Origin of the sequence: Rhodococcus sp. NJ-530 (assembly GCF_003860625.1) — a bacterium.
Taxonomy (GTDB): Bacteria; Actinomycetota; Actinomycetes; order Mycobacteriales; family Mycobacteriaceae; genus Rhodococcus_F; species Rhodococcus_F qingshengii.
The window spans coordinates 4059970-4084712 of record NZ_CP034152.1; the positions used below are offsets into that span (position 1 = coordinate 4059970).

General features: G+C 61.4%; 19 protein-coding genes and 1 tRNA gene. 12 read left to right on the forward strand and 8 right to left on the reverse strand.

The window, feature by feature from the left end; translation table 11 throughout:
• Positions 1–93: 93 nt before the first annotated feature.
• Positions 94–1926, reverse strand: a complete 1833-nt coding sequence (locus EHW12_RS18955; protein ID WP_039973329.1) for an ABC transporter ATP-binding protein — start codon at positions 1924–1926, stop codon at positions 94–96.
• A gap of 91 nt (positions 1927–2017) precedes the next feature.
• On the opposite strand from EHW12_RS18955, the gene EHW12_RS18960 reads away from it, so the two are divergent.
• Positions 2018–2476 carry a MarR family transcriptional regulator gene (locus tag EHW12_RS18960; RefSeq protein ID WP_003945320.1) on the forward strand — a complete coding sequence of 153 codons (459 nt, stop codon included), beginning with the start codon at positions 2018–2020 and terminating at the stop codon, positions 2474–2476.
• 4 nt (positions 2477–2480) lie between these two features.
• Here EHW12_RS18960 and ssb read toward each other — a convergent pair whose 3' ends face one another.
• Positions 2481–2894: a single-stranded DNA-binding protein gene (gene ssb / locus EHW12_RS18965; protein ID WP_054826593.1), complete on the reverse strand. Its 414-nt coding sequence runs from the start codon at positions 2892–2894 to the stop codon at positions 2481–2483.
• 181 nt (positions 2895–3075) lie between these two features.
• Positions 3076–5211 (reverse strand): cytochrome c oxidase assembly protein, encoded by a 2136-nt coding sequence (locus tag EHW12_RS18970; RefSeq protein WP_125051474.1) that lies wholly within the window; start codon positions 5209–5211, stop codon positions 3076–3078.
• A gap of 97 nt (positions 5212–5308) precedes the next feature.
• Here EHW12_RS18970 and EHW12_RS18975 point away from each other — a divergent pair.
• From EHW12_RS18975 to EHW12_RS34685, 6 genes are all read left to right on the forward strand, one after another.
• A tRNA-Arg gene (locus tag EHW12_RS18975) sits at positions 5309–5384 on the forward strand.
• Positions 5385–5502: 118 nt separating this feature from the next.
• The gene (locus EHW12_RS34675) at positions 5503–5661 is read left to right on the forward strand and encodes a hypothetical protein (protein WP_003945304.1); all 159 of its coding nucleotides are present in this window, start codon (positions 5503–5505) and stop codon (positions 5659–5661) included.
• Positions 5662–7320: 1659 nt separating this feature from the next.
• The gene (locus tag EHW12_RS18980) at positions 7321–11991 is read left to right on the forward strand and encodes a DUF5979 domain-containing protein (RefSeq protein WP_241199001.1); all 4671 of its coding nucleotides are present in this window, start codon (positions 7321–7323) and stop codon (positions 11989–11991) included.
• Between the two features lie 126 nt (positions 11992–12117).
• Positions 12118–12261: a hypothetical protein gene (locus EHW12_RS34680; RefSeq protein ID WP_007733341.1), complete on the forward strand. Its 144-nt coding sequence runs from the start codon at positions 12118–12120 to the stop codon at positions 12259–12261.
• 66 nt (positions 12262–12327) lie between these two features.
• Positions 12328–13143, forward strand: coding sequence for a class E sortase (locus tag EHW12_RS18985; RefSeq protein WP_047270260.1), 816 nt, complete (start codon positions 12328–12330; stop codon positions 13141–13143).
• Positions 13144–13296, forward strand: a complete 153-nt coding sequence (locus EHW12_RS34685) for a hypothetical protein (RefSeq protein ID WP_003945315.1) — start codon at positions 13144–13146, stop codon at positions 13294–13296.
• Positions 13297–13507: 211 nt separating this feature from the next.
• On the opposite strand, the gene EHW12_RS18990 is transcribed toward EHW12_RS34685, so the two are convergent.
• Entirely contained in the window at positions 13508–13777 is a 270-nt protein-coding gene (locus tag EHW12_RS18990; protein WP_230691674.1) for a putative quinol monooxygenase, read from the reverse strand.
• A 225-nt stretch (positions 13778–14002) separates the two neighbouring features.
• Between EHW12_RS18990 and EHW12_RS18995 the strand changes: the two genes are divergently transcribed.
• Positions 14003–16180 carry a glutamine synthetase III gene (locus EHW12_RS18995; RefSeq protein WP_003945365.1) on the forward strand — a complete coding sequence of 726 codons (2178 nt, stop codon included), beginning with the start codon at positions 14003–14005 and terminating at the stop codon, positions 16178–16180.
• An 83-nt stretch (positions 16181–16263) separates the two neighbouring features.
• On the opposite strand, the gene EHW12_RS19000 is transcribed toward EHW12_RS18995, so the two are convergent.
• The gene (locus tag EHW12_RS19000; protein WP_007733338.1) at positions 16264–17598 is read right to left on the reverse strand and encodes a DUF4185 domain-containing protein; all 1335 of its coding nucleotides are present in this window, start codon (positions 17596–17598) and stop codon (positions 16264–16266) included.
• A gap of 268 nt (positions 17599–17866) precedes the next feature.
• Here EHW12_RS19000 and gdhA point away from each other — a divergent pair, with 268 nt between their 5' ends.
• The 4 genes from gdhA to EHW12_RS34695 all read left to right on the forward strand — a co-directional run bounded on the left by gdhA (position 17867) and on the right by EHW12_RS34695 (position 21874).
• Positions 17867–19210, forward strand: coding sequence for an NADP-specific glutamate dehydrogenase (gene gdhA / locus EHW12_RS19005; RefSeq protein ID WP_003945368.1), 1344 nt, complete (start codon positions 17867–17869; stop codon positions 19208–19210).
• A gap of 486 nt (positions 19211–19696) precedes the next feature.
• Positions 19697–20956: a helix-turn-helix domain-containing protein gene (locus EHW12_RS19010; RefSeq protein ID WP_003945374.1), complete on the forward strand. Its 1260-nt coding sequence runs from the start codon at positions 19697–19699 to the stop codon at positions 20954–20956.
• Between the two features lie 363 nt (positions 20957–21319).
• Positions 21320–21463, forward strand: a complete 144-nt coding sequence (locus tag EHW12_RS34690) for a hypothetical protein (protein ID WP_003945326.1) — start codon at positions 21320–21322, stop codon at positions 21461–21463.
• Between the two features lie 243 nt (positions 21464–21706).
• Positions 21707–21874: a hypothetical protein gene (locus EHW12_RS34695; RefSeq protein ID WP_003945367.1), complete on the forward strand. Its 168-nt coding sequence runs from the start codon at positions 21707–21709 to the stop codon at positions 21872–21874.
• A gap of 154 nt (positions 21875–22028) precedes the next feature.
• On the opposite strand, the gene EHW12_RS19015 is transcribed toward EHW12_RS34695, so the two are convergent.
• Genes EHW12_RS19015 through EHW12_RS19025 form a run of 3 tightly spaced genes read right to left on the reverse strand, consistent with a single transcriptional unit; the run spans position 22029 to position 24629 of the window.
• Positions 22029–22274, reverse strand: coding sequence for a hypothetical protein (locus EHW12_RS19015; protein ID WP_003945295.1), 246 nt, complete (start codon positions 22272–22274; stop codon positions 22029–22031).
• 13 nt (positions 22275–22287) lie between these two features.
• Positions 22288–23460, reverse strand: coding sequence for an acyl-CoA desaturase (locus tag EHW12_RS19020; RefSeq protein ID WP_064689260.1), 1173 nt, complete (start codon positions 23458–23460; stop codon positions 22288–22290).
• Between the two features lie 35 nt (positions 23461–23495).
• On the reverse strand, positions 23496–24629 hold the full coding sequence (locus tag EHW12_RS19025; protein ID WP_125051476.1) for a ferredoxin reductase: 1134 nt from the start codon (positions 24627–24629) through the stop codon (positions 23496–23498).
• Positions 24630–24743: the final 114 nt, after the last annotated feature.

Here is a 24743-nt window from a genome sequence, read left to right on the forward strand (position 1 = left end):
CACGACGTACAACCCCGCGGAGGTGGCCTGGACGAACCATCCATGCCACCTCTGGTCGGTGCTCGGTGACTCGCCAACGCGACGGACGCACTGTCACACAGTCTGCAATTCCGCAGGCAGTTCGACCGCGTCGCTACCCGAAGCCGCAAGCAGCTGCGCGTACCGCCCGCCTTGCTTCACCAGTTCGTCGTGGGTGCCCTTTTCCACAACCACGCCCTGGTCGAGGACCGCGATGAGATCCGCATCTCGAACCGTGGAGAGTCGGTGCGCCACAACAAGAGTGGTGCGTCCGACCATCAGCTCGTCGAGCGCGTCCTGCAACGCACGTTCAGTGCGATTGTCCAAGGCGCTCGTCGCCTCGTCGAGGACGAGGATCGGCGGATTCCGCAGGACTGTGCGCGCGATCGCTATGCGCTGTTTCTCACCGCCGGAGAATCGGTAGCCGCGCTCGCCGACCATGGTGTCGTACCCGTCGTCGAGACCGGAAATGAACTCGTGGATCTGCGCGATGCGCGCTGCCTGCTCGATCTCGGCGTCCGTGGCGTCGGGTTTCGCGAACCGAAGGTTCTCACGAATCGTCGTGTGGAAGAGATACGTCTCCTGCGACACCACACCTACCAGGTCGGAGACCGTCGCCAGATCGAGGTCCCGCAGATCGACGTCGTCGATTCTCACCGATCCCGCAGTCGGGTCGTACAGACGTGCGGCCAAGTATCCGAGAGTGGTCTTGCCCGAACCCGTGGAGCCGACAAGCGCCAAGGTTCCGCCGGCCGGGACCGTGAGGTCGATGTTGTCGAGGGTCTTGCTGTCGGTTCCTGGATACGAGAAGTCGACGTGGTCGAACCGAAGTTCGCCGGACATCTTGGTGCGGTCGAAGCTCTTCGACTCTTCCGGATCCGCGATGTCGATCGGCAGATCCAGGTACTCGAACACGCGACTGAACAGTGCCATCGAGCTCTGCACCTCGACGCCCGTGTTGAGCAGCATCATGGTGGGGCGGAACAATTGTGTTTGCAGCGTGGTGAATGCGACGAGGGTGCCGACGGTGATGGTGTTGCCGTGATCGAGAGTGAAACCGGCAAACCAGTAGACCAGTGCAGGCATGGCTGCGAAGGTGATCGACATGGTCGCCATGCGCCACTTGCCGGCCATCATGGCTCGGAGTTCGACGTCTGCGACTTCCGCTGAACGCTCGGTGAATCGATCCGTCAGAGCCGACTTCGCGCCGGTCGTCTTGCCGAGGAGAATGCCGCTGACGGAGAGAGATTCCTCCACCTGGACCGACAGATCACTGAGTAGCTTCTGCCGCTTACCAGAGATCTTGCGGCGCTCGTCACCGATCTTGCGTGCGATACGGATGAACACCGGCAAGATCGCCAGCGAGAAGATGGCAAGCCGCCAATCCAGAAGGAACAGAGCAACAATGGTGGCTGCCACGGTCGTTGCATTTTGCGCGATGGACGTTGCCGTGTTGGTGACCACCGACTGCATACCGCCGATGTCGTTGGCAATACGCGACTGAACTTCTCCGGTTCGGGTTCGAGCGAAGAATCCGAGCGACTGATTCTGCAGATGCGAGTAGACCCGCACGCGCAGTTGGTGCATCAGTTTCTGGCCGATGCTGTTGGACATCCATGTCTGGGCCACGCCGAGACAGCTCGTGATCACGGCAATGGCGATCATGCCGATGGCCAGAACGCTCACGAGTCCGAGGTTCTTGTCCGGGATCGCCTTGTCGAGCATTTCGCGTAGGAGCAGCGGGCTGCCCAGCGCCACGATCGCGCTGAGTGTGATGACCGCGGTGACGATGGCGATCTGAGTTCGATACGGCGCGAACAGTCCGAGTACGCGCTTTGCCGGTACGGATTCCGCCGGAGTGATCTCGACAGCGGATCGTTCGATGTTTCGCATGTGATCTGGTTTCACGTTCTACCTCCTGGAGGCTTTCTCACCCTAGTTTCATATTGATGAGGTTACCTCACTATGAGGCTGACACCAACAACGCTAGACTGACGCCATGCATTCCCGAGAGCGCGAACTCACCGACGTCGTGATGTCCGTGGCACGGCTCATCCGCCGACGTCAGGTGGCAGCGCTGGAACCATTCGGTCTCTCGCCGTCGCAAAGCCGAGCGCTGCGAGTACTGACCCGAGTGGGCGAGCCGGTTCGACTCGGGTTTCTTGCCGAGCGATTGCGCATCGTTCCGCGGTCGGCGACCGACGTCGTGGATTCCCTCGAAGAGGCCGGATGGGTGCGCCGCACTCCCGATCCGAACGATCGGCGAGCTGTATTACTCGAGCTCACCGACGCCGGCGCTACCCTCGCTGCCGACGTCGCGAAAGCTCAACGACGCGAATCCTCGGATGTGTTCGACGACCTCGACGAATCGGAGCGAGCAACTCTCACCGAACTTCTCGAGCGAGTGGACGCGGGGCACGACTCTCGGCCCCGCGACTGCCCGAAACCTTCGGTGTGAGTCCTCACGCAGCGACGGTGTCGACTGCGTCCTCGACATTCTCCGCCGCCGTCGACTTGCTCTGACGCTCGATCTTCGAGATGCAACGAGCAAGGTCCGCGCCTACCGCAGTCGCCCGTAGCTCGAGATCGGAACGAGGCACACCCTCTTTGGTCGTGTACTCGTTGGTGCGCAACTCCCCCGCCACCATGACCGGATCACCCTTCATGATGGATGCGCCGACGCCGGTGACCAACCGCCGCCAGCAACTCACCGTGAGATAGAGGGTCGCTCCGTCCGTCCACTCTCCGGTCACCGCGTCTTTGCGACGCGTGTTGCTCGCCATCCGAAAGCTCAGCACCTCTTCGCCATTGGTGGTCTGCCGCTTCACCGGATTGGTGATGACGGTTCCGACAACCGTTGCATGCGTTTCGTACATGTCCGATCCCCCTTCGAACTCCAGAACCCGCCAACTGCCGCGGGGCCGATCACTGCGTCGGCAGTTTCGATTGTGGAACGGCAAACGCCTGGCTCGGGATTTCGATTTCCACCTGTGCATCGGCGGGACAGCTGTGGAGAAACAACACTGCCCGAGCCAAACGGCCCGGGCAGTGTCGGAGCTAAGTGCTAGTGGAGGATTCGTCGGATTTCTTCTCGCTGGGTGTCTCGTCCGCAGAGTCCTCGCTTGCAGTCTCCGCGTCAGCAGCCTCACGCGGTTTCCACCCCTCGCGGTCCCGCCTGGCCAATTCGGCGAACATGGCGTTGTGAGCAGCGAGGTCGGCGTCGTGGTCACGCTCGGCCGCACGGTCCGTTCGGCGCGCGGTCCTTCCGTCACTGCGCGACCACTGAACCAGCAGCGCGAGCATGACCACCATGAGTGGGATCTCGCCGGTCGCCCACGCGATGCTGCCGCCCAGCTGCTGATCGCCGATCAGATCGTTGTTCCAGCCGAGGCCGAGCGAACGGAAGTACGCGCCGCCCATGACGGCGGTAGTGCTCATCAATGCCACGCCGAAGAAGGCGTGGAACGGAAGTGAGCCGAAGACCATTGCCAGCTTGGTCACCGGCTGCAATTGGCGCGGTGACGGGTCGATTCCGATCGCCACCCAATAGAAGAGATAGCCACTGAGGATGAAGTGCAGATTCATCAGCAGGTGAGCACTGTGCGAGTCGACGGTAGCGCCGTAGATTCCGCCGAGGTAGAGCGCGTAGAAGCCGCCGACAAAGAGAACTGCCGCCACGATCGGGTGGGTGATGAATCGCGAGAACGGGCTGTGCAGAGCGGTCAGAATCCACTCGCGAATGCCGGGCACGCCGTCCTTGCCTGCCGGATCCAGGGCCCGCAGAGCCAAAGTGATCGGCGCACCCAGAACCAGCAGGACTGGTCCCAACATCGACAGCGCCATGTGCGCACCCATGTGAACGCTGAATACTGCCGGCGCGTACTTGCCGACGCCCGAAGACGTGGCGATCAAGAGCACCGCACAACCGCTCATCCAGGCGATGGTTCGGCCGACAGGCCAGGAATCACCACGCTTGGCCAGCTTGCGCAGGCCGATTCCGTACAGAATCGCCGCGGCGATCGCGGCGGTGCCGAACATGAGGTCGAATCGCCAGTCCGTCACGAAAGCCATGAACGACGGCGGGTCCGGAAGGTTGTAACCGAGTTCGACCTCGGGAATCGAGGGAATCGACAGCGGCGGGGGCGGCGGGGTACGACCGAGGCCGATCGCGAGACCGATGGTTGCCGCCATCACGATGCCCTCCGCGCCGGCAAATCGAATCAGGGCAGAGCGACTCTTCGGATTCTCCGCCAGCGCCGGTAGCGCCCGACTCCGCTGAGCCCAACCGAAGAACCCGAGGATGATCAGTGCAACCGTTTTCGCGACGATCAATCGTCCATACGTCGTGGTGAAAACGTCGTCGAGAGGCAGACGGACAATCGCGTTGATGACGCCGCTGAATCCCATGACGACGAAGCAGATGGATGCGACCGTCGAAAAGCGTCGGGCTGCTACGTCGGTGTAATCGCCGCCGCGGCGCGCGTGTGCCAGTAGCGCGAACAACCCGCCGGCCCAGAGCGAAGCCGCCACGAGGTGCAGGATCAGACTATTGGTAGCGATGTCATGCGAGCCGCCCGAAGACGAGTGACCGGTGAGAGCAAGCGGCATCAGTCCGAGGAGACCGACCACCAGCAGGAGCGGAGTCCACCACCAGCGCAGTGTCAGTCGGGCCAGGATCGCCAGAACAACCGCGATGATCGCCGTCCAACGCCAAGCGCCGGCGATCTCGACCTGATCGAGTCCCGACCACAGGTTCGCCGGTTTGATCGCTTCGGCAAACGGCTGACCCGACGTGTCAGAGAGCGTCAGAGGCACCATCATGAACGAACAGATCGCCCACACGATCGCGGCGTGCGATGCAGTTCGGACTGCCCGATAGCCGTCGACGTCGAGGACACCCGACTTCTGCGGCGGCACGAAGAACGCGGCCAGAAGCAGTGACCCGATCGCGATGACCGCGGCGATCTCCCCCAGTGCGCGCATCGCGGGCAGGCCGTATGTGGTGATCGGGCCTGGATCCGGGATGCCCAGAAGAGTCAGTGCCTGCGACGCGGAGAATCCCACCACGATGGCTGCGGTGAGCCCTGCGATGAGTCCACTGACCACGAATATCGCGGTCGAAGAAGCGGGTGCACCGCTGTGCTGTGTGGACTCCGGTGGGGAATCTGTCGGCGCGAGGTCGGGTGTAGCCATACCTCAAGGGTAGGACCTTCGCGAACCGACTACGACAACGCGTCGGAGTTGGGCGGCGCGCGTCACATCCCGAACCCTCGAGTATGATGTTCCACGCGCCTCCGTAGCTCAGGGGATAGAGCAAGAGCCTTCTAATCTCTTGGTCGCAGGTTCGAATCCTGCCGGGGGCACCACAAGATTTGATTCACGGATAGTCACACTGCGTGGACGAGCGGCCACTGGGCAGAACAGTCCGATTCGGATCGAAACCTAGCCCACAAATTGCGTGCCGTCCGCAGTAATCTGCCTCGCATGAAGAAGGCACTTCCGAAGACACTGAAGTCACTCGCCCGGACCGTTGGAATCCTGGCACTCGCGATCGTCGTTGTATCCGTCGTCGAGCGGTTCACCGGCGCACACCAACCGACTACCGGTCCCGCCTCGTTGACCGGGCCCGACCAATCGTTGTAGCCCTTCCCTGCGACAAGGTCGTCTCACGAAGTTCTACGACGACGAGTCGGTAGGCAAGAGTCCACCAATGGCGGCTGAGTCGCATGCAACACGCTGCGCGGAGCGGCCGCGACTGTCACAGAATCTCTGCGCTCCGGATCCCAAGGCGTCACAGCAGCCGGGGCAGTCAAACCTTGCGGGCAGCCGCGGGTGTAGCGCCATTGACACAAGCTGCGTCAGAATGGTTGCGCGAGAACTCGATTCGAAGGTCCGATTTCGCGAAGTGTCCAGAGAGCTGCGAAAAGTACCGGCTGAGGGACCTCGCGGCCACTCGGTGCGGTTGCTCGGATGTGGCGACTGCACGCCGATCGAACCGGTCGCATCCACCGTCAGCAACTACGCAACGACCGTCACCATTTGACTCCGGGCATCGAAAGCGCTTGAAAAGTAAGCCAGTTCATCGTGCCGAGGCGCGCGAGAACGACCTGAACTTGCGAGGTCTCGAGATCTTCGAAGAAGCCTCCGACGTGGCATTTTCCGAGATCCACACACATCCCAGACAGTGCCTCATCCGTGCGCACAAGAGCGTCGCCCAAAGTCGCTGCGGCGCGTGATCAGCTGGACTGACGTAACCGTACCGAAGGCCTTCTACGAAAAGCTGGGCGATTCTTCGTCTCGAAATGCCATGTCGGCCCCCGAAGCATTATCGACAGTTAACTGAGGCCGGAATCCAATCTGCTAAGAAAAACGAATCTAATGTGACCCCTATCTCTGGATCATTTCAGAACAGGGGTTTCGATGACCCGCGACTGAATTCACCCCCTAATTCACCCTCCTCCTATGCACAGAAAAATGATTTGCATTTATGTCGAGCGTGTGTACACAGATAATTCGCTCCACACCTTGTCGTTCCGACAGCAAATAAGGGGCAGTGAACTGCATAAAGGCTCATTCGGTACAGCAGCGCCGACTCGCTCGGCCGCTCACCGATTGTCGACAAGTGCCAAGGCAGGCATGCAACTGATGGTCGAGATCGAATTGTGATGAACCAGCCAGTTAACTTGAAAGAAATCAACGGAAGATAGATATACCCAGGTAAGCGCAGTTTTTCTTGCATGGACGCACGTCCATGGCGTGTCCAGCTATGCGATTTGCTCGTGTTAGATTCCTGATTGCGCATCGCCCGGTTTGCGCCTTCTGCGTTGTTTGCGCGGAATTTGCATCTTCTCGCGAACGGCCCCGCGCACATTTCTTTACGTTGTGCCAAAGAAAGGAATTTCATGAAAACCGTCACGGCAGCGAAGCACGTAGCACGAAGACTCCCCCCTCGGAGCCATCGCACTGTTGCTTTTGCTATCCGGGATGGTGCTCATGCTCGAACTGCAATGAATCGCGCAGGAAAGATCCTCGGCCGCAGCCTTTAGTACCTCGAAGGTCGTCGCGTTAGGTAATACCGGCGGTCGATTTTTCTTGGAATTTCCTGGCCTACCCAGAGCCGGCCGTCGGTCTGCGCTGGCGCCAACCAGGTCCGATTACCAACAGTTCGGCTCCGCAGTAGGTCGCCTGAGAATCACCAACGCTCGCAACCAGGCTCCAGAGCGGCTCAAAGGTCCCGTTTCCCTATTCGACGGCCCCGGAAACGGGGCCTAAATCATGTGTTCTGAACGAAAGGTGTTCGTCATGCGTAACCGTGTCTTCCCACGCCGTGCCGGGGAGGGGGTGGTGTCTCGGTGGGCAGCTTTGGGGATGATCGTTGCGGTCCTGGCGCTGGTCGTATCGTCGTTCTCTTTCGTCCAGGTTGCCTCGGCCGATGACGTCGGGACCTCGACCACCATAGTTCCGACCACAATAGTTCCGACCACACCGAAGCCGCCCGCGACTACGACGGAGGCGCCACTGAAGACGACGGCACCGCCTACTTCCACGTCGGAGTCACCCACTTCTGCGAAACCGCCGATCACGACGGCGTCCTCGTCGACGACTCCTGTGGCGGCGCAGCGACTGGCCGCACGCGGAGTCAATCCCGGCATCGATGTGAAAATCACCGACGTCCAGGTCGAAGGAAAGAACGACCAGCAGATCACGGTCGGGGACTCCGTCACGGTGAAGGGCATTTGGGACGCGTCAAGCGCGAGTCCGCAGCCGGGCGACCAGTTCACCATTGAATTCCCTGGCGAGCTGAAGCTTCAGTCCAACCCGACGATCGCGCTGGAGGGCGACGATGGGACGGTTTGGGGCACATGCGATCTGGCTGCTTCCACCAATCTCATGACCTGCGTGCTCTCCGACGCTGTGGCGGATCGGCCGGACGAGGTGAAGGGCGATTTCTTCGTCTACACGAAGGCAGTCGAGTACACCACGTCAGAGACTGTGGATTTCACGATCAACAACAAGGTCACGCAGGTCGACCTGCCCGGCACGGGCGGCATCACCGACGGCCGCGTAATCGGCGAGTCGACGAAGTCCGGCAAACTCCAGGACAACAAGCAGTCAGTGCGGTGGACCATCGACATCCCCGGCGCAGATCTGGCCAAGTTGGACACAGGCAACACCGGTTCGGTGACCCTGAGCGACGAGCTCTCCGACAACATGAAGGTGTGTGCGGGCAGCCTGCTCAACGCGAAGCTGTGGTCCGGTCGCCCGGGCGATCTCAAAGAGACCCCTGGCGGCGTCACCGTCACCCAACCCGACGCGGGTGATCAGGTCACGATCAACATCAACAACGGCGGGCCCTTCGAGGGCAGCAAGCTCTACCGCATCGAGTACACCTCATGCACGACCAGCGGCGTTGTGGATCTCAAGGGGACTCAGTACACCAACTCCGTGACGATCGGTGACAACACGGTGGCTTCGGATGGCGTGGGACAGGACTACGCGCCGCAGACCGAGCCCTGGAAGGGCGGCTACCTCGACGGCGGTAAGCGCAATATGGAAGCCGTCTGGACGATTGTGGTTCCGGGCACCGACATTGCCGCCAACAACCACAAGATCGACATCACCGACACCTTTGGCGGCCCCCATGCGGTCTGTGCCTCGGGCGTGCAGGTAGTCATCGAGAAGTCTGACTACCTCCCAGGGCGGGAGAACGAACCCAACTACCGCACTCCTGCCGCAGGATTCACCATTGCTCCCATCGGCGCAGTAGCCGGCGCGAGTACCTTCACCGCGGCGATCACTGTGGATAACCCGGACACATTCAACGAAGAACAGTATTACTACTTCACGTACCGGACCTGCCTGACCACCACCGAGGTGCCGGACTCCGAGGACCATCTCACCAACTCGGCGATCGTCAACAAGACGTCGATCACGGGAAAGACTGAGGGACCTGGGTTCACGAGCGGCAAGAACGGCGCGATCAACACCACGTCGCAGACGATCGGCGGTGTGGAGCAGCCGGCAGGCACCACCCTCAATTGGACCGTGGAAATCTCCGGACACGATCTCGAGGGCCTTACGGAACCGGCGGTCATCAACGACAGGTTCTCACCGAACATGACGGTGTGTGAAATCGGCGGCGATCTCAAGAGCAACCTCAATCTCAAGGTCGTCGCGCAAGACTTCTTCGACGGCAACAAGAAACGCGATATAACCGACGCCACCTCGGTGGCGCGCGCCGACGGCGGTTTCGATCTCACCCTCCCTCGGGACGCGGACGGTTACAGCCGTCAGACGAAGTACCTCGTCAGCTACACCCTGTGCACCAGCAGCGGCGGACTGGACCAGCGCGACACGGAATACTCCAACACCCTCACCTATGCCGGCAAGCAGACGCTGTCGAAGAGCGTCAAGCAGGAATGGGGCGGCGGCGGCACCGGCCAAGGTGTGTCGCGGGGCTCGTTCTCGCTTCTGAAGGAGATCGCTCCCTTCTCCGAGAAATTCCCGGAAGACACCGAGTTCACTGTGAAAGTCGAGGAGTTCGCCCCCGGGCAAGATCCAGCGACCGACGCCCCGGTGAGCTCCTACGAGATCAAGGTGAAGGCTGACGGGACACCCGTCAGTGGGATCAACCCCCGCGGAACCGGCTGGCAGATCCGCCTGTCCGAGATCAACCTCCCGACCGTTGACGGTGTGTACTTCGAGAGAGGGACGTTCCGCCCGTCGGAGGGTGTGACGCTCAACGGGGACCGCACCGAGGCGCTGGTGACCATCACGCCGAAGAGCAATGTCGGTGTCACACTGCTCAACAAAGCGAGCCTGGGATCGGCGAGGATCACCAAATCCGTCATCGGTGACGGAGCGCGCACGGGGCTCGAGGCTTTCGTCGTCAACGCAGAGATCGCCTTCGGTGACGACGCCGCCGGCAACGAGCTGCGTCAATTCACCCTGAAGGACGGTCAGCACTACGACCTGGGCAAATTGCCCATCGGAGCGAAAGTCACCTTCACCGAGGTCCAACCGACGAACACCGACCTCGTGACGTGGTCGCTGCCGGTGATCAGCCCGAAGACGCTCACCATCGGCACCGACGCGTCGGCGAACACGGTCTCCGTCACCAACGAGGCCACGATCACGCAAGGCACCTTCGAAGTGAGCAAAAAGCTCACGGGCCCGAAGGCGTCCGACAAGGCCGTACCGGCGAGCTTCGACGTGATTGCCACCTGGCTCGATACGGACGACAACCCGCAGAGCAAGACGCTGTCTCTTCCGTCCGACGGCACCCCGGTTCCGTTCGGCGAGAACCTGCCGGGCGGCACCGAAGTCACACTGACAGAGCTGGTTCCGGCAAACGGTGACGGTCTCGCCTATGGCGTGCCCGCATACTCCGGGAATGTCAGGATCAGTCCGGACAACGCAGCCGTGGTGACCATCGGCAAGGATCTGCGCAAGATCGAGGTGTCGAACTTCGTCGACGTCAACGACGGCACTCTGCGCATCGCAAAGCAGGTCGGCGGTGAGGCCGCCGAGGCCGTCGGCGACGACGTGGAGTTCACGGTCGAGGCGCGTTGGCGCGACGGTGTGGAGTACCGCACCCAGGTGCTGAGCGTCAAGCAGGGACAGACCACACCGCTCGGCGTCGACCTCCCTGTCGGCACCGAGGTGACCTTCACTGAGACCGGCCGTCCCGATGTCGACGGAGTCGAGTGGGGCGCGATCTCCTGGGGCACCAGCCCGGAAGGCGAATCGTGGCTGCATTCGAACCTCGACGGCACCGCGACGGGCATAGTCTCCGACGACCCGACCGACGGTCGACTGATCACGCTGTCGAACGAGGCGCTGTGGAAATTCGGATCGGTCGAATTCACGAAGTTCATCCTCGACGCTGACGGCAACCCCGTCCGCGCACCCGAGGCCGACCTGCCTGACAGCGCGACGTTCGAGGTCCGTATCGACGGGATCGATCCGGCACTCCCCGCTGGAACTGATTTCCCGGCAGTGGGCCAGACCATCACCCTCGATGCCGCAAACGACTGGAGCTGGACGTCCGACGAGGTTGTGCCGCGGAACACCGTGATCACCTTCTCCGAGGTCGACCCCAAGCCACTGGCCGGTATCGACTGGGCGCGGCCGTACTACTACGTCTCCGCGGATGCCGGTGACGCCGATTACCGCGACACCGTCAAGGCGGTGGCGGGTGAGAAGGCTGTGGTGGAGATCCACAACCGCCCGATCCCGACCACCGAGGTGGATATCGACAAGATCGTGACCGGCCCCAAGGGCAGCCAGGTAGCCAAGGACGGATCCACGATCTTCCAGGTCACGGCTACGTGGACGGACATCGACAATGAGGCGCGGTCTTGTGTTCTCGATGTCAAGCCGGGCGCTTCGGTCACTCCGACCGCCCAGTGCGACGCAGCCGTCATCGACGGCCGGGTCCAGTTCCCGCTGAACACCGACATCACTTTCACAGAAACCGGTGCTCACACCGACGTCACCAACGTCAAGTGGGGTGAAGTGATCTGGGGCGTCAAGGAAGGCAAGGCGGATGTCTCGAAGATCGACGGCGAACCGACCGCAACTTCCGTCGAGCTCACCGGCGAAGCAAACAAGTCGGTGGTCCTGGGACTCGAGAACAAAACCAGCAGCAATGGGCTGATCATCATCCCGATCCCGATCCCGCTGCCGCCGTGGGAAATCCCGACATGGCCGGGCTCTGAAGTACCCGGAGGACCAGGCACTGACGTGTCGACTCCCGGCAACAACACTCCCGGCGACAACGGTGGTGGACACAACGGTGCTCCGGGCACACCTGCTCCGGGAAATCCTGCTCAGGCCAAACCGGACCAGTCCTCGTCCCTGCCGGTAACCGGCGCGAACGTCATCTGGCTCGCCGGTCTGGCGCTGGCACTGATCGGCGGTGGCGCATGGCTCACCCTGCGTAACCGCAAGCGCGCACCCGGCCAGGAGTAACTCCCAACCAGAAATACCGAAACAGGGCGGGTGCGACATACACCTGGTCGCACCCGCCCTGTTTCACCGTCACGACGCATCTATCTCGCGGCCGCCGCCGCGGCCCACCCCTCGAGGAGAAACACCATGTCATTCCTCCCGTTCCCGATCGTCATCGAAGGCATCGAGACCACTGGTTCTGCCGCGATCGACGGCCTCGGTCGCCTGTCCGTACTCCTTTACGATCTCCTCGGCGGTACCGGGAGCGCCACGATCGACGCGGGCAGCTAGTTCGATACGGCACCAATTCGACACATCAGCTAGCTCTGTAGATCTGTGAAGAGGAGACCCCGGTCCGTGAGCGATACCGAAGTTCCAGGGCGTCGGCGGCCGGGCGCAGGCCAGGTAATCGGCGAACTGCTCCTCACGGCCGGGGTCGTCATCCTGCTGTTCGTCATCTATGAGGCGTTCTGGACCAATATCGTCTCAGGGCGGCTGCAGGACGAGCTCAACAACAGTCTGGAGGAATCCTGGGCCGAAGTCCCCGAATCCTCAGGAGCGATCGATGGTCAGCCGGTGTCCCCGCTGATCCCTGTGCTCGGCGAGGGATTCGCGCGCGTGCATTTCCCCACACTCGGCGCCGCGTACGCAATCGTCGAGGGCACACGCAACGAGGACCTGCGGGCCGGCCCCGGCCACTACCCGGACTCGCAGATGCCCGGCGAAGCCGGAAACTTCGCGCTCGCCGGGCACCGCAATGGTTCCGGCGCAGTCTTCCAACACCTGGATCGACTCGATGCATGCGATGCCGTCGTCGTGGAGACCGAGTTCCAATGGATGACGTACCGGTTGCTCCCACTCGACCAGGCCTCGCCCGACCGTCGCGCTGCGGCGAAAGCCTGCTTGAATCCCGAGCAAGCCGATCGCGTTTCCGAAGGCGACTACGTCCATCTCCTCGGGCGGCGCATCACCGTGCCCGGGGATGTCGCGGTCGTCAACCCGCTGCCCGGAAGCACTTGGGCCGAGCCCGACGCCACGCTGGAAAGTATGTTGACACTGACCACGTGCCATCCGCTCTACTCGAACAGCGAACGCTTGATCGTCCACGCGGTTCTCGTCGAAACAATCTCGAAGACTTCGGGCACCATTCCCGCGGCATTCCAGGAGCAATGAATGTACGGATACCTCTGGGGAGCGCTCCCCGGCCCCCGACCAGTGAAGGCCCTGCTGGCGATCGTTCTCGTGGTCGCGGTGGTGCTGCTACTCATGGAATTCGTATTTCCTTGGGTGTCAGAGCATATGCCCTACTCCGACGTCACCGTATAGAGCGCCCGTGCAGGTCGGCCGACACCTGCACAACGCCCGGCTGGAGCCCGAAGGTGCTGTCCTACATCGGACTCGACGGATCTACGATGATTATGGCGTGTCGATGCAAACCAGTTTCCGCGTGTGTCGGAACGGGTCGCCTAGTTGACGCTCGGGGCTCTCCGGAATGTTTGTTCGACGCCTGAGCGAGCACTGAAACCTGACTCCGCCGCTACAGAACCTTCGTGAAGATCTGCGCCGGCGCTGCCGTCTCGAGCTTGGCCAGCGCCTCAACCAACCTGACGAAGTGCTCGGTATGGGTATGAGCGTCGAGGTGCTCCTGCGATTCCCATTCTTCCGCCAACACGAGCTCGCAGGGATTGTCGGTGCGCTGCAATAACTCGTAGTTGATGCAGCCGACCTCTTTTCGGGTCTCGGTGACAAGTTCTTCGTACAACCGAAGCACTTCCGCGAGATCGCCCTGCTCCACTGTGGTTGGCACCAAAACCCTGATCACAAAGACTCTCCGATTCGTCTGACCCGCGTTGACCCCTCCGCTCGAATTCTGCCGTAGACCTCCGACAGATCGACATTTCCGTTGTGACTCGAAGTTTGCGGACAGGCGCAATATCTACGAAACACCCCCGATACCGGAGGTTCGTAGGGTTTGCCGAAGTCGGGCTCGCAATCAGCAGCGCAGCCCTGGGCCCGGGCGAGGGGTAAGCACATGAGTGGAAATGCAGTTCGCTTGCAAGCGATCAAGGACGTCGAGGCCTACACACCTCCGGTGGTCAGTTTCACCACCGACGAGACACCCGGCGAGGTGTTCGGTGCCAACGTCTTCAACAAGGTGGTCATGCAGAAGCGACTGCCCAAGCTCGTCTACAAATCGGTGATGGCGACGATCGAGCAAGGCAAACCGCTTGATCCCATGGTCGCCGACGCGGTCGCATCCGCGATGAAGGACTGGGCGTTGGAGAAAGGCGCAACCCACTACGCCCACGTCTTCTATCCACTGACCGGGTTGACGGCCGAGAAGCACGACAGCTTCCTCGAGCCGGTCGGCGACGGCAGTGCACTGGCGGAGTTCGCCGGCAAGACCTTGATCCAAGGTGAACCCGACGCTTCGAGTTTCCCGAACGGCGGGCTGCGCAACACGTTCGAGGCTCGCGGATACACCGGCTGGGATGTCACCAGCCCGGCCTACGTTCTCGAAAACCCCAACGGCAACACACTGTGTATCCCGACCGTGTTCGTTTCGATGACCGGCGAAGCGCTCGACCACAAGACTCCCCTGCTGCGTTCACAACAGGCAATGGGTTTCCACGCCGAACGAATCCTTAAGTTGTTCGGTCATACCGATCCCGAGCACATCGTGTCGTTCTGCGGACCCGAGCAGGAGTACTTCCTGATCGATCGACACTTCTTCCTCGCCCGCCCCGACCTCCTCAACGCCGGCCGAACACTCTTCGGCGCAAAGCCGCCCAAGGGCCAGGAGTTCGACGACCACTACTTCGGGGCGATCCCGGAACGTGTGCTCGGATTCATGATGGACACCGAGCGGGAACTTTTCAAACTCGGTATCCCCGCCAAGACGCGGCACAACGAGGTTGCGCCCGGCCAGTTCGAAATCGCCCCGATGTTCGAGCGAGGCAACATCGCCGCGGACCACCAGCAGTTGCTGATGACCACTTTCAAGACAATCGCCAAGAAGCACGGCATGGAATGTCTGTTCCACGAGAAGCCGTTCGACGGTGTCAACGGCTCCGGCAAGCACGTCAACTTCTCGCTGGGCAACTCCGAACTCGGCAGTTTGCTTGTCCCCGGCGACAATCCGCATGACAATGCCCAGTTCCTCGTATTCTGCGCCGCAGTCATCCGGGCCGTCCACAAATACGCGGGCCTCCTGCGCGCGTCGGTCGCATCGGCAACCAACGATCACCGCCTCGGTGCCAACGAGGCTCCCCCGGCCATCATTTCGATCTTCCTCGGCGATCAACTGGCCGACGTCTTCGAGCAGATCGCCAAGGGCGCCGCGACATCGTCGAAGGACAAGGGCACCATGATGATCGGCGCCGATACCCTTCCCGTCCTACCGACCGACCCGGGCGATCGCAACCGTACGAGCCCATTTGCCTTCACCGGCAACCGTTTCGAGTTCCGCGCGCCAGGATCGCTGCAAACAGTCAACGGCCCGATGGTCACCATCAACACGATCATGGCCGAGGCCTTGGACTACATGGCCACCGAACTTGAGGCCGCGGTCGCCGACGGCGCCGATTTCGACACCGCCGTCCAGAATCTGCTCACCGAGATCATCACCAACCACGGTGCGGTTGTCTTCAACGGCGACGGTTACTCGGAGAACTGGCAGATCGAGGCCGAGTCTCGCGGCCTGCCGAACCTTCGCACCACGCTGGACGCCCTTCCTGAACTGATCACCGAATCCTCGATGGAACTCTTCGAGAAGTACAAGGTCTTCAACCACCGGGAGATGCACAGCCGCTACGAGGTCGGACTCGAACAGTACGCACTGAGCATCGGCGTCGAGGCACGCCTGGCCGCCGAAATCGGTACGACGCTGATTCTTCCGGCCGCAGTGCGCCACCAGACGGAAGTTGCGCAGAACTTCGTCGCACTGAAGTCTGCCGGCCTCGAACCGGATTCAGCACCGCTCGAAGAAGTGTCGGCGCCCGTTGCGGCTCTGCGCACAGCGCTCGCGGCCCTGCGCGCAGCAATCGACACCGACGCCGGCGAGTCGCCATTCGATCAGGCCAAGCACGCACAGGACGCACTCCTGCCCGCCATGGCAGAGGTACGTGCAGCGGCCGACTTCCTCGAAACCATCGTCGCCGACGATCACTGGCCACTCCCGACGTATCAGGAAATGCTCTTCATTCTCTGAGTATCACCCGAATATCACTACCCACAGAACTATGGCCTGCAACTCGATCGAGTTGCAGGCCATAGTTGTCGAATCTTGCTCGGCTAGCGGTCTTCCGGCATCGTGACTTCGAGTACGCGAGCCTCACCGGTGGTCGCGGGGTCAGGACGATCGCGCGAATCCGACGACGCCATCTGGAGTCCGTTCAAATCGGTCCGCATGTAGATGACGTTGTAACGGTCCCACGTGGTGGCGACGAATTCGAGGAACTGTCCGCTCGCCCACGGGTGCATGAATCCGCCGTACAACGCGGGCAACGTGATTCCACTCAACAGGGTCTGCGTACCACTCCACGGGCCTTGCGGTTGGTCGGCCTGACGGATCACCAGGTTGCCCTCGGCACTGGTGTACATGGCAACGTACTTGTTCAGGTAGTCGTTCCACTGCACTGCGAGTTCACTGACCGGTGCCTTGATGACCTGAACGGCATCGGTATCTCGCGGACTCCAACCGGAGCCGTCCCAGTATTCGTAGGCGCCGAGATTTCTGATGTCGGCGCCGGCCACTCGCGCCAGGATCGCCTTACCGAAACGACCTGAGGGAGTTCCGTATTCGTAAATGTAGCCGTCCCGACCGTCGAGGAAGGCGCTCTGCTGGAAGTTGGAATTGATCGGCGATACTGCCGGAATCCCCGGAATGCCAAGTCCTTCGGTATTGGCGCGAACTGTCGCCGGATCGAGTTCCCAGTTCTCACCGTTGTCCGTGGAGAAGGCCAGAGCCGAGTAGTTGGTGGTCCAGGCTCCAGGTTCGTCCCACGACCGAACGGACATGAATCTGATGTACTGCACACCACCGTAAGAGATTCCAGCGGTCGGGATGGTGGTGAACTCACCCGGAATGCCGAATCCCGGAATGATCTCCTTGGAATGATTGGGGCCGTCCAAAGGAGAACTGTCGATCTTCATCCCGTCGGCAATGGCGGTGTCGTTGCTGCGGAACAATACGTTGCTGCGCCAGTCGTCACCCGGGGTGTCGCAGTCGCCCACCGTGTCGCCGAATGCCATCAGCACGTCGTGATCCGGCCCCGAAAGACCGTTGTCCCACATGATTCCGAGGTCGGTACCCGACACGTTGAACCGCTCGATGGTGTTGTTGGGACTGCCTGGGCCAGTGACCATTTCGATCGCCTTGGTCCGGCCGGTCAGCACCGGCAGAGCACCGTTGGGGGCGCCGGTGATCCAAGGCAGCGCGTTGGCGAGGGAGCCGGTACCGGCGGATCCACTGCCGAGCGATCCGGTCAGCGAGCCGAGCGAACCCGTCATCGATCCGGCGGAACCACTTCCTCCCGAACCGCACGGTCCACCGATCGCCGACGCAGACGGTGCTGCGGCAATCGTCGCGGCAATCGTGACGACGCCTATCGACAACATCGCCGACATGGAGTGTTTATTACGCACGTGCAGCCCCTCTGATCATTTCGACTCGTTCGGACCACAGGCACAGTGATCCCCGACCGCAGAAGCAAACCATTTGGAATGTGTTAAGAGAGTGAAAGCTGAGCAAATTGTTATAAATCGCCCGTTCAACTGACACAAGTGACAGCTGTGTCCGATTTCACCTTCACAGGACAGTTGTCCGATACAGCAATAAAGGCGCCTAGTATGTAACGGAAATGTAAAAGAGTTCTCACAACGAGGTAGGTGAGCGGTGTCCGTACGTGACCGCGTAGCGCAGATTTACGATCAGGTTTTGGTTCGCAATGCAGGAGAGCCCGAGTTCCATCAGGCCGCCGCAGAGGTCTTCGAGTCTCTTCACGTAGTGCTCGAACGCCACCCCCGCTACGCCGACGCCGGACTCATCGAGCGGCTCTGCGAGCCGGAACGCCAGATCATCTTCCGCGTGCCGTGGACCGACGACCAGGGCAACGTTCACGTCAACCGTGGCTTCCGCGTGCAGTACAACAGTGCACTCGGCCCCTACAAGGGCGGCCTGCGCTTCCACCCCAGCGTCAACCTGGGCATCGTGAAGTTCCTCGGCTTCGAGCAGATCTTCAAGAACTCACTCACCGGCCTGCCCATCGGCGGCGGCAAGGGTGGCTCGGACTTCGATCCCAAGGGCCGCTCCGACGCAGAGGTCATGCGCTTCTGTCAGTCCTTCATGACCGAACTGCAGCGTCACATCGGTGAATACACCGACGTTCCGGCCGGCGACATCGGTGTCGGCGGTCGCGAGATCGGCTACCTGTTCGGTCAGTACAAGCGGCTGACCAACACGTACGAGTCGGGCGTCCTCACCGGCAAGGGCATCACCTGGGGCGGATCGCAGGTTCGCACCGAGGCCACCGGCTACGGCGTCGCGTACTTCGTCGCCGAAATGCTCAAGGCAAAGGGTGAAGGCCTCGAAGGCAAGAACGTCGTGATCTCCGGATCCGGCAATGTCGCCATCTACGCAATCCAGAAGATCCACCAGCTCGGCGGCGTCGCGATCGCCTGCTCGGATTCCTCGGGATACATCGTGGACAAGAAGGGCATCGATCTCGACCTCCTCAAGGAGATCAAGGAAGTTCGCCGCGGCCGCATCAGCGAGTACGCCGACGCAGTTCCGCATGCCGAGTTCATCGCCGACGGTTCCATCTGGGACGTGCCGTGCGACGTCGCACTCCCCTGCGCGACTCAGAACGAGCTCGACGAAGATGCCGCAAAGACCTTGATCGCCAACGGCGTTCAGGCCGTTGCCGAAGGCGCGAACATGCCCACCACCCCCGGTGGCATCCAGCTCTTCCGTGACGCGAACGTAGCCTTCGCACCCGGCAAGGCGGCCAACGCCGGTGGCGTTGCAACCTCCGCTCTCGAAATGCAGCAGAATGCTTCGCGTGATTCCTGGAGCTTCGAGTACACCGACGAGCGTCTCGCCGGAATCATGCGCGGCATTCACAAGCGCACCATCAACACCGCTGCCGAGTACGGAAAGCCGGGCGACTACGTGCACGGCGCGAACATTGCCGGCTTCGTGAAGGTGGCCGACGCCATGATTTCGCTGGGCGTCATCTAGAGATTTCCGCAATACAGACAGCAGTACAAAAAGGGGTGATTTCACCCTGAACCGGTTCCCGTACATCGGACTGGTCGAATCAATACCTAGGCCGCGAGGGCCCTGGGTCCGCGAGGACCCGGGGCCCTCGAGCTTGATCTGAGCAAATCGCCCGCGACGAGCACCGTAGGCGCCGGCAATCATCCCAGACGGAACTCGTAGTGTCCTCCGAATCCGTTTTCCGCTCTGACGTCGAAAAACACCGTAAGTGGACGATTGTTTAGGTCCGCAGCGCGTGGGGCATATGGACTTATCTTCACATTTGTCCATTTCACAGTTGGACGATCGTTCATGTGGTAGAAATCACAACGCCTGGCGCAATTCGATCCGCAAATTTCAGCGGCGAGTATGCCCCCGAACAAGGCCTCAGCGTGTACCGCGCTTCGTAACGCGCCGAGCCTCCGGGTGCCTGTGCCAGGCGACGCACCTGTCTAGAGGAGGCCACCCATGTCCCCAGCGCTGCTGAACAACCCGGGACCGCTCATGTTGGGAGGCAAGCCCGCCTCCACAGCGGTCAACGACGTCATCCCACTGGCAAGCGATCTCGTAGATCACCTGTCCCGTGCCAACCCGACGTTGACTTCCCTCCAAACGGAGGCAGTACGTCGGGAACTGATTGCGGTGATCGTGCAGGGGCTCCAAGTGGGGATCCAGCTATTGGATCACCGCAAACTTCCCACCGACCAAGAGTTGGACGGCATTCACACGATGACCGTCCAACAAGCATTGAAAGGCGTGCCACTCAGCGCGATCCTCAACTTGACCAACGAGGGCATCAGCACTTTTCGCACCCTCATCCTCAGCCGGGCCGACGCCGAGGACTCCGCCAATCTCGGGGATCTCAACGAGTTCTTGTTCGCACTTGCGCAGCGGCTTCACTCGTTCATCTCGATCAGCTATCTTTCGGCTCTTCCTGCCGGTTCCCAACTCGGGGAATACTCCGCCGGCGCTCTCGTGAAAGCCATGCTGGACGGCGACGATCCCACCCAGCTTGCGTTGCAGATGGGCGTTGAACTCGCACCCCGCTATCTCGTCCTGCGACTCCTGGTGAACCTGCCGCCCATCCGCCCGGGAGCACGCAACGGCAACCACCAGCGCATACAGGCCTACCGTGACCTCTCCGTCGCTCAATCGAAAATCGCGGCCCACTTCGGGTCGGCGCTGCTCGAAGCTCCTGCACCGCAACGTGGTCTGGTCCTGATCGAGGGCACACCCGACTGGGGAACAGTGTGCGAGGTCATCCAACGCGCACGCGCAACGGTCGGGGTGGAGATCACAGCAATCGCCGAGAACGCCGCGGTACGAGATATCGCCGCCGCCCAAGCAACCACTCACGAATTGGCGCAACTCGTGCGGCGCCTGAGACTGCCGGCGCGGTCCTACCGAATGGAAGACCTCGCGCTCGAGTATCAACTCACTCGGGGTGGCGCAGGCCGCGACAGCTTGATCAATCTTCTCAAGCCACTCGACGGCAATCCGGAACTGCTGCAGACATTGTCCATACATCTCGCCAACGGCCAGCATCGTCAGCGCACCGCGTCGGCGCTCGGCCTGCACACCAACACCGTCGACAATCGAATCAAGCGCATCGCAACCCTGACCGGATTGGATCCGGCCCTGCCCTCTGAACTGCTCAAACTGCGCGCTGCCATGATCTCGCTGACCTTCGCAAGCACTGATGTGGACAATCGTCCAGCGAAAATGTGAACACTCACATCCTCGCTATTAGCTGTCCACGTGTGGCGCCTGGACCCCACTTTTCCGCTCCGAACCGGGCTATAAAAGTGTGGTGCGAATCACCGCGCAAACCAGTAACAATTAAGGGGAAACACATGATCAACGGCCAGGATAACGCTCTCCTCGGTGCCTTCTTCGACACCATCCTGCAGCTCTTCAACGCGGGCAGCACCGGCACGGGCTCGACGGATGGCGGCGGCGTCTCCTAGGACGAATCTCGGGCCCTGTGCGAGAGAATCTCTCGCACAGGGCCCGCTCCAAGCCGCCTGACACTGTGATGGCGGTGACCACGGTGACCACCACGTCGCCACCGCTGAAACCAGGAGCAAGCACATGATCGCCGCACCAACCACAGGCGCTTTGGCCGTCGTCTTGAACACCGTCCTACAGATGTTCAACGCCGGCAGCAGTTTCCTCTACACCGACAACTCTCCGATTGGCGGCGGCGGCGAAACTCCCACGACGCCTGCTCCCTGATCGACTTACCCGCTCGCATCACACAGTCGCGGCACAGACAGGAACCACCGTGATAAACCAGCACACCCTGGGCAGCCTGGTCATCGACTTCGGCTCACTCTCCCGAGCACTCGGGTTCGGCAACGGCTCCATCGTGTCGCTCGGCAGCACCGGAAGTGGCTGAAACAGCCCGCCTGACCACGTCGACGATCCCGTCGCCGCTCACCTTCTCACCACATCTCGAAACAGAAAGCAGGTCCCCCTGTGCCTACAATTCCGCTCACCGGCGACCCCATCGTCATCAACATCATCGTCCAGCTACTGAGCGCGGGCAGCAGCAATGCGCTCGCACTGGGCGGAGTCGGTAGCAGCGGTCTCGGTAGCACCGGGCTCGGCAGCTTCGACTCGGCGAGCCTCGGAAGCGCTGCTTAGGACCTCACTTGTGAGCGGCGTTCGATCCGCCTCTTCGGCCGCCGAAACAGTCCACGAAACCCACGTTGCCCTCCGTCATCTGTGACGGAGGGCAACGTGGTCGTTCAGGCGAGACGGCTCGCGGTTGCGCGATCAGGCCGTCCGCCGCGGTGAATCAACGCCAGTCTTCAGGTGGATCGCTGTCGTCGTGCTCGATGGTCACGGACTCCGAACGATCGTCAGCTGCAGCCTTTTTCGCTGCTTCACGCATCTCGATTCCGTCGGACACCCAGTCGCCGATCTCGCGCGTCACGTCTCGAACGGCCCCGGCGATGATCATCGCGATCGAGCCCACGTGGTTGGCTGCACTTTCGGTCAGTTCCTGGACCGTGTCCTTGCGGCGTTCGAATTTCCCGACCATCAGTGTGTGCCTCTCAGGCTGCAGTTCGCTGGCGCTCGACGATAACACCGGGAGGGGTCGTCGACTTGACCAAACCGGGCGGAAGAGCGAGCTTGAAGATCTTGCCCCATACCGAACCGATCTGCTTGAAGAACCCACCGGTGTTGTACGGCAAACCGTACTTCCCACACAATTCTTTCACCTGGGGAGCGAGTTCCGGATAACGATGCGCAGGCAGGTCCGGGAACAGGTGGTGCTCGATCTGGTGCGAGAGGTTGCCGGACATGATGTGGAAGAGCGGGCTTCCCTCGATGTTGGCGCTGCCGAGCATCTGACGCACGTACCACTGCCCGCGAGTCTCGTCGGCCGTCTCGTCCTCGGTGAAGCTCTGGACACCGGTGGGGAAATGGCCACAGAAGATGATCGAGTAAGTCCACACGTTCCGGACCAGGTTGGCGGTGACATTCCCCGCGAGAGTGGTCACGAACAGCGGCCCCGTGAGAACCGGGAAGATGACGTAGTCCTTGAGGACCTGCTTGCCCGCCTTGTTCCACCAGCCCTTCAGAAGCGGCTTGACGTCGTGCCACTTGCGTTTGCCCTGGATGACGTTCTCGATCTCGAGGTCGTGCATCATCACGCCCCACTCGAAGAGCATCATCAAGGCAAAGGCCCAGACCGGATTACCGAGGTAATAGGGGTTCCACTTCTGCGCGTCGTCGATACGCAGGATGCCGTATCCGATGTCGCGGTCTTTGCCGAGAATATTGGTGTACGTGTGATGCATGTAGTTGTGCGAGTGACGCCACTGGTCGGCCGGGCACACCGTATCCCATTCGAAGACTTCGGAATTGAGCCCTGGTTCACGCATCCAGTCGTACTGACCGTGCATGACGTTGTGGCCGATCTCCATGTTGTCGAGGATCTTGGACACGCTCAATGCACCGACTGCCGCGAGCCACACCGGAGGCAGGAAGCCGAGATACATCAAGCCGCGACCTGCGACCTCGAACCCGCGCTGAGCCTTGATGATCTTGTAGATGTACTCCCGATCCTCCGCCCCGAGCGAGGCGACGGTGCGATCGCGCAATGCGTCCAACTCGCGGCCGATCTCCTCGACCTGCTCGTACGTCAGGACGACGGGAGCGTCGTCCTTCGCATCGGAACCGTTGCCGAGGAACGGGAGGGTGGGAAGTGAAAGTCCAAACATGTCGGTCTCCAGACAGTCGTGTGGAAAATGGGACTTCAGATGTCGACGGTGACGTCGCCGACGGGAGCACTGACGCACAGCTGGATCTTCTTGTCCGGCTCGTCGTCTGTCTCACCGGTGCGCACGTTTCGGGTACGGCCCGCCTTCTTGACGGAGGTGCAGGAGAAGCAGATTCCCATCCGGCATCCGTACTCGGGATTGAGGCCCGCAGCTTCTGCTTGTTCGAGAAGTGTTTCGCCGGAGTTCTCGGCCGCCACCCCACTTTTGGTGAATGACACCTCGCCGCCGGCCTCCCCCGGCTCGGCCACCGCCGGCGCGAACTCCTCGGTGTTGAGCAAGTGCTCGACGTCGACCTCACGGAACACCTCACGCACTCCCCGCATCAGTCCGGGAGGTCCGCAGAGATAAGCCTGAGCGTCGATCGTGTCCGGATCGGCGATCCAAGGAGCCACCGCGTCGAGGTGCCCGCGATCGAAGAAACCTTCGAGGTCACCTCCACCGCTTTCGGTGTACACGAGTACCAGTTTCACGTTCGGGTTCTGCTCGGCGATGGTCTTCAGCGCGCGCGTGTACGCCACGTCGGCATCGGTGTTCGCGTAATGCACGAACACGATCTCGCCCGAGTGCTGCTCCTCCACCAGCGTCCGAAGCATCGACATGACCGGGGTGATTCCACTGCCGCCACTGATCAACAACACCCGACGCGGGCGGTCGACGGGAAGGGAGAACACCCCGTCTGCCTGCGAGAGGCTGACAACGAGCCCGGGCGCTGCGTTGGCGTACAGATACTGCGACACCAAGCCACCCGGATGCGCTTTGACGGTGAGCTCGATCAGCCCGCTGCGCGTAGACGCGCCCCCGGCCGGCGAGTAGCAGCGAGTGTGACGAACACCGTCGATCACCACGCCCAACTGCACGAACTGGCCCGCCTGAAAACCGCGCCACTGGCGCGTCGGGCGCAGCGTGAGAGTGACGGAGTCAGCCGTCGGATGGTCGACAGCGACAACCTGCGCGCGAATGTCACGAACGGTCGTCATCGGGTTGACCAACTCGAGGTATCGGTCGATCTGATGTGGAGCAGCCATGGCTTCGATCAGTCCCACCAAGGACAGTCCGCGCCGAGGTGTGGACTTCGGTGTCGTGTTCTCAGGAGCAGATGCGATTGTCATGACCCTCCTCGTACTTCGATTGCCGGGTATCTCGATTGCTGGGCTAGCTTCCCCCGACTGCGTGAATTCAGTGTACAAATGTTCACCGAAGATAGTGTGACAGGTGCACACAAG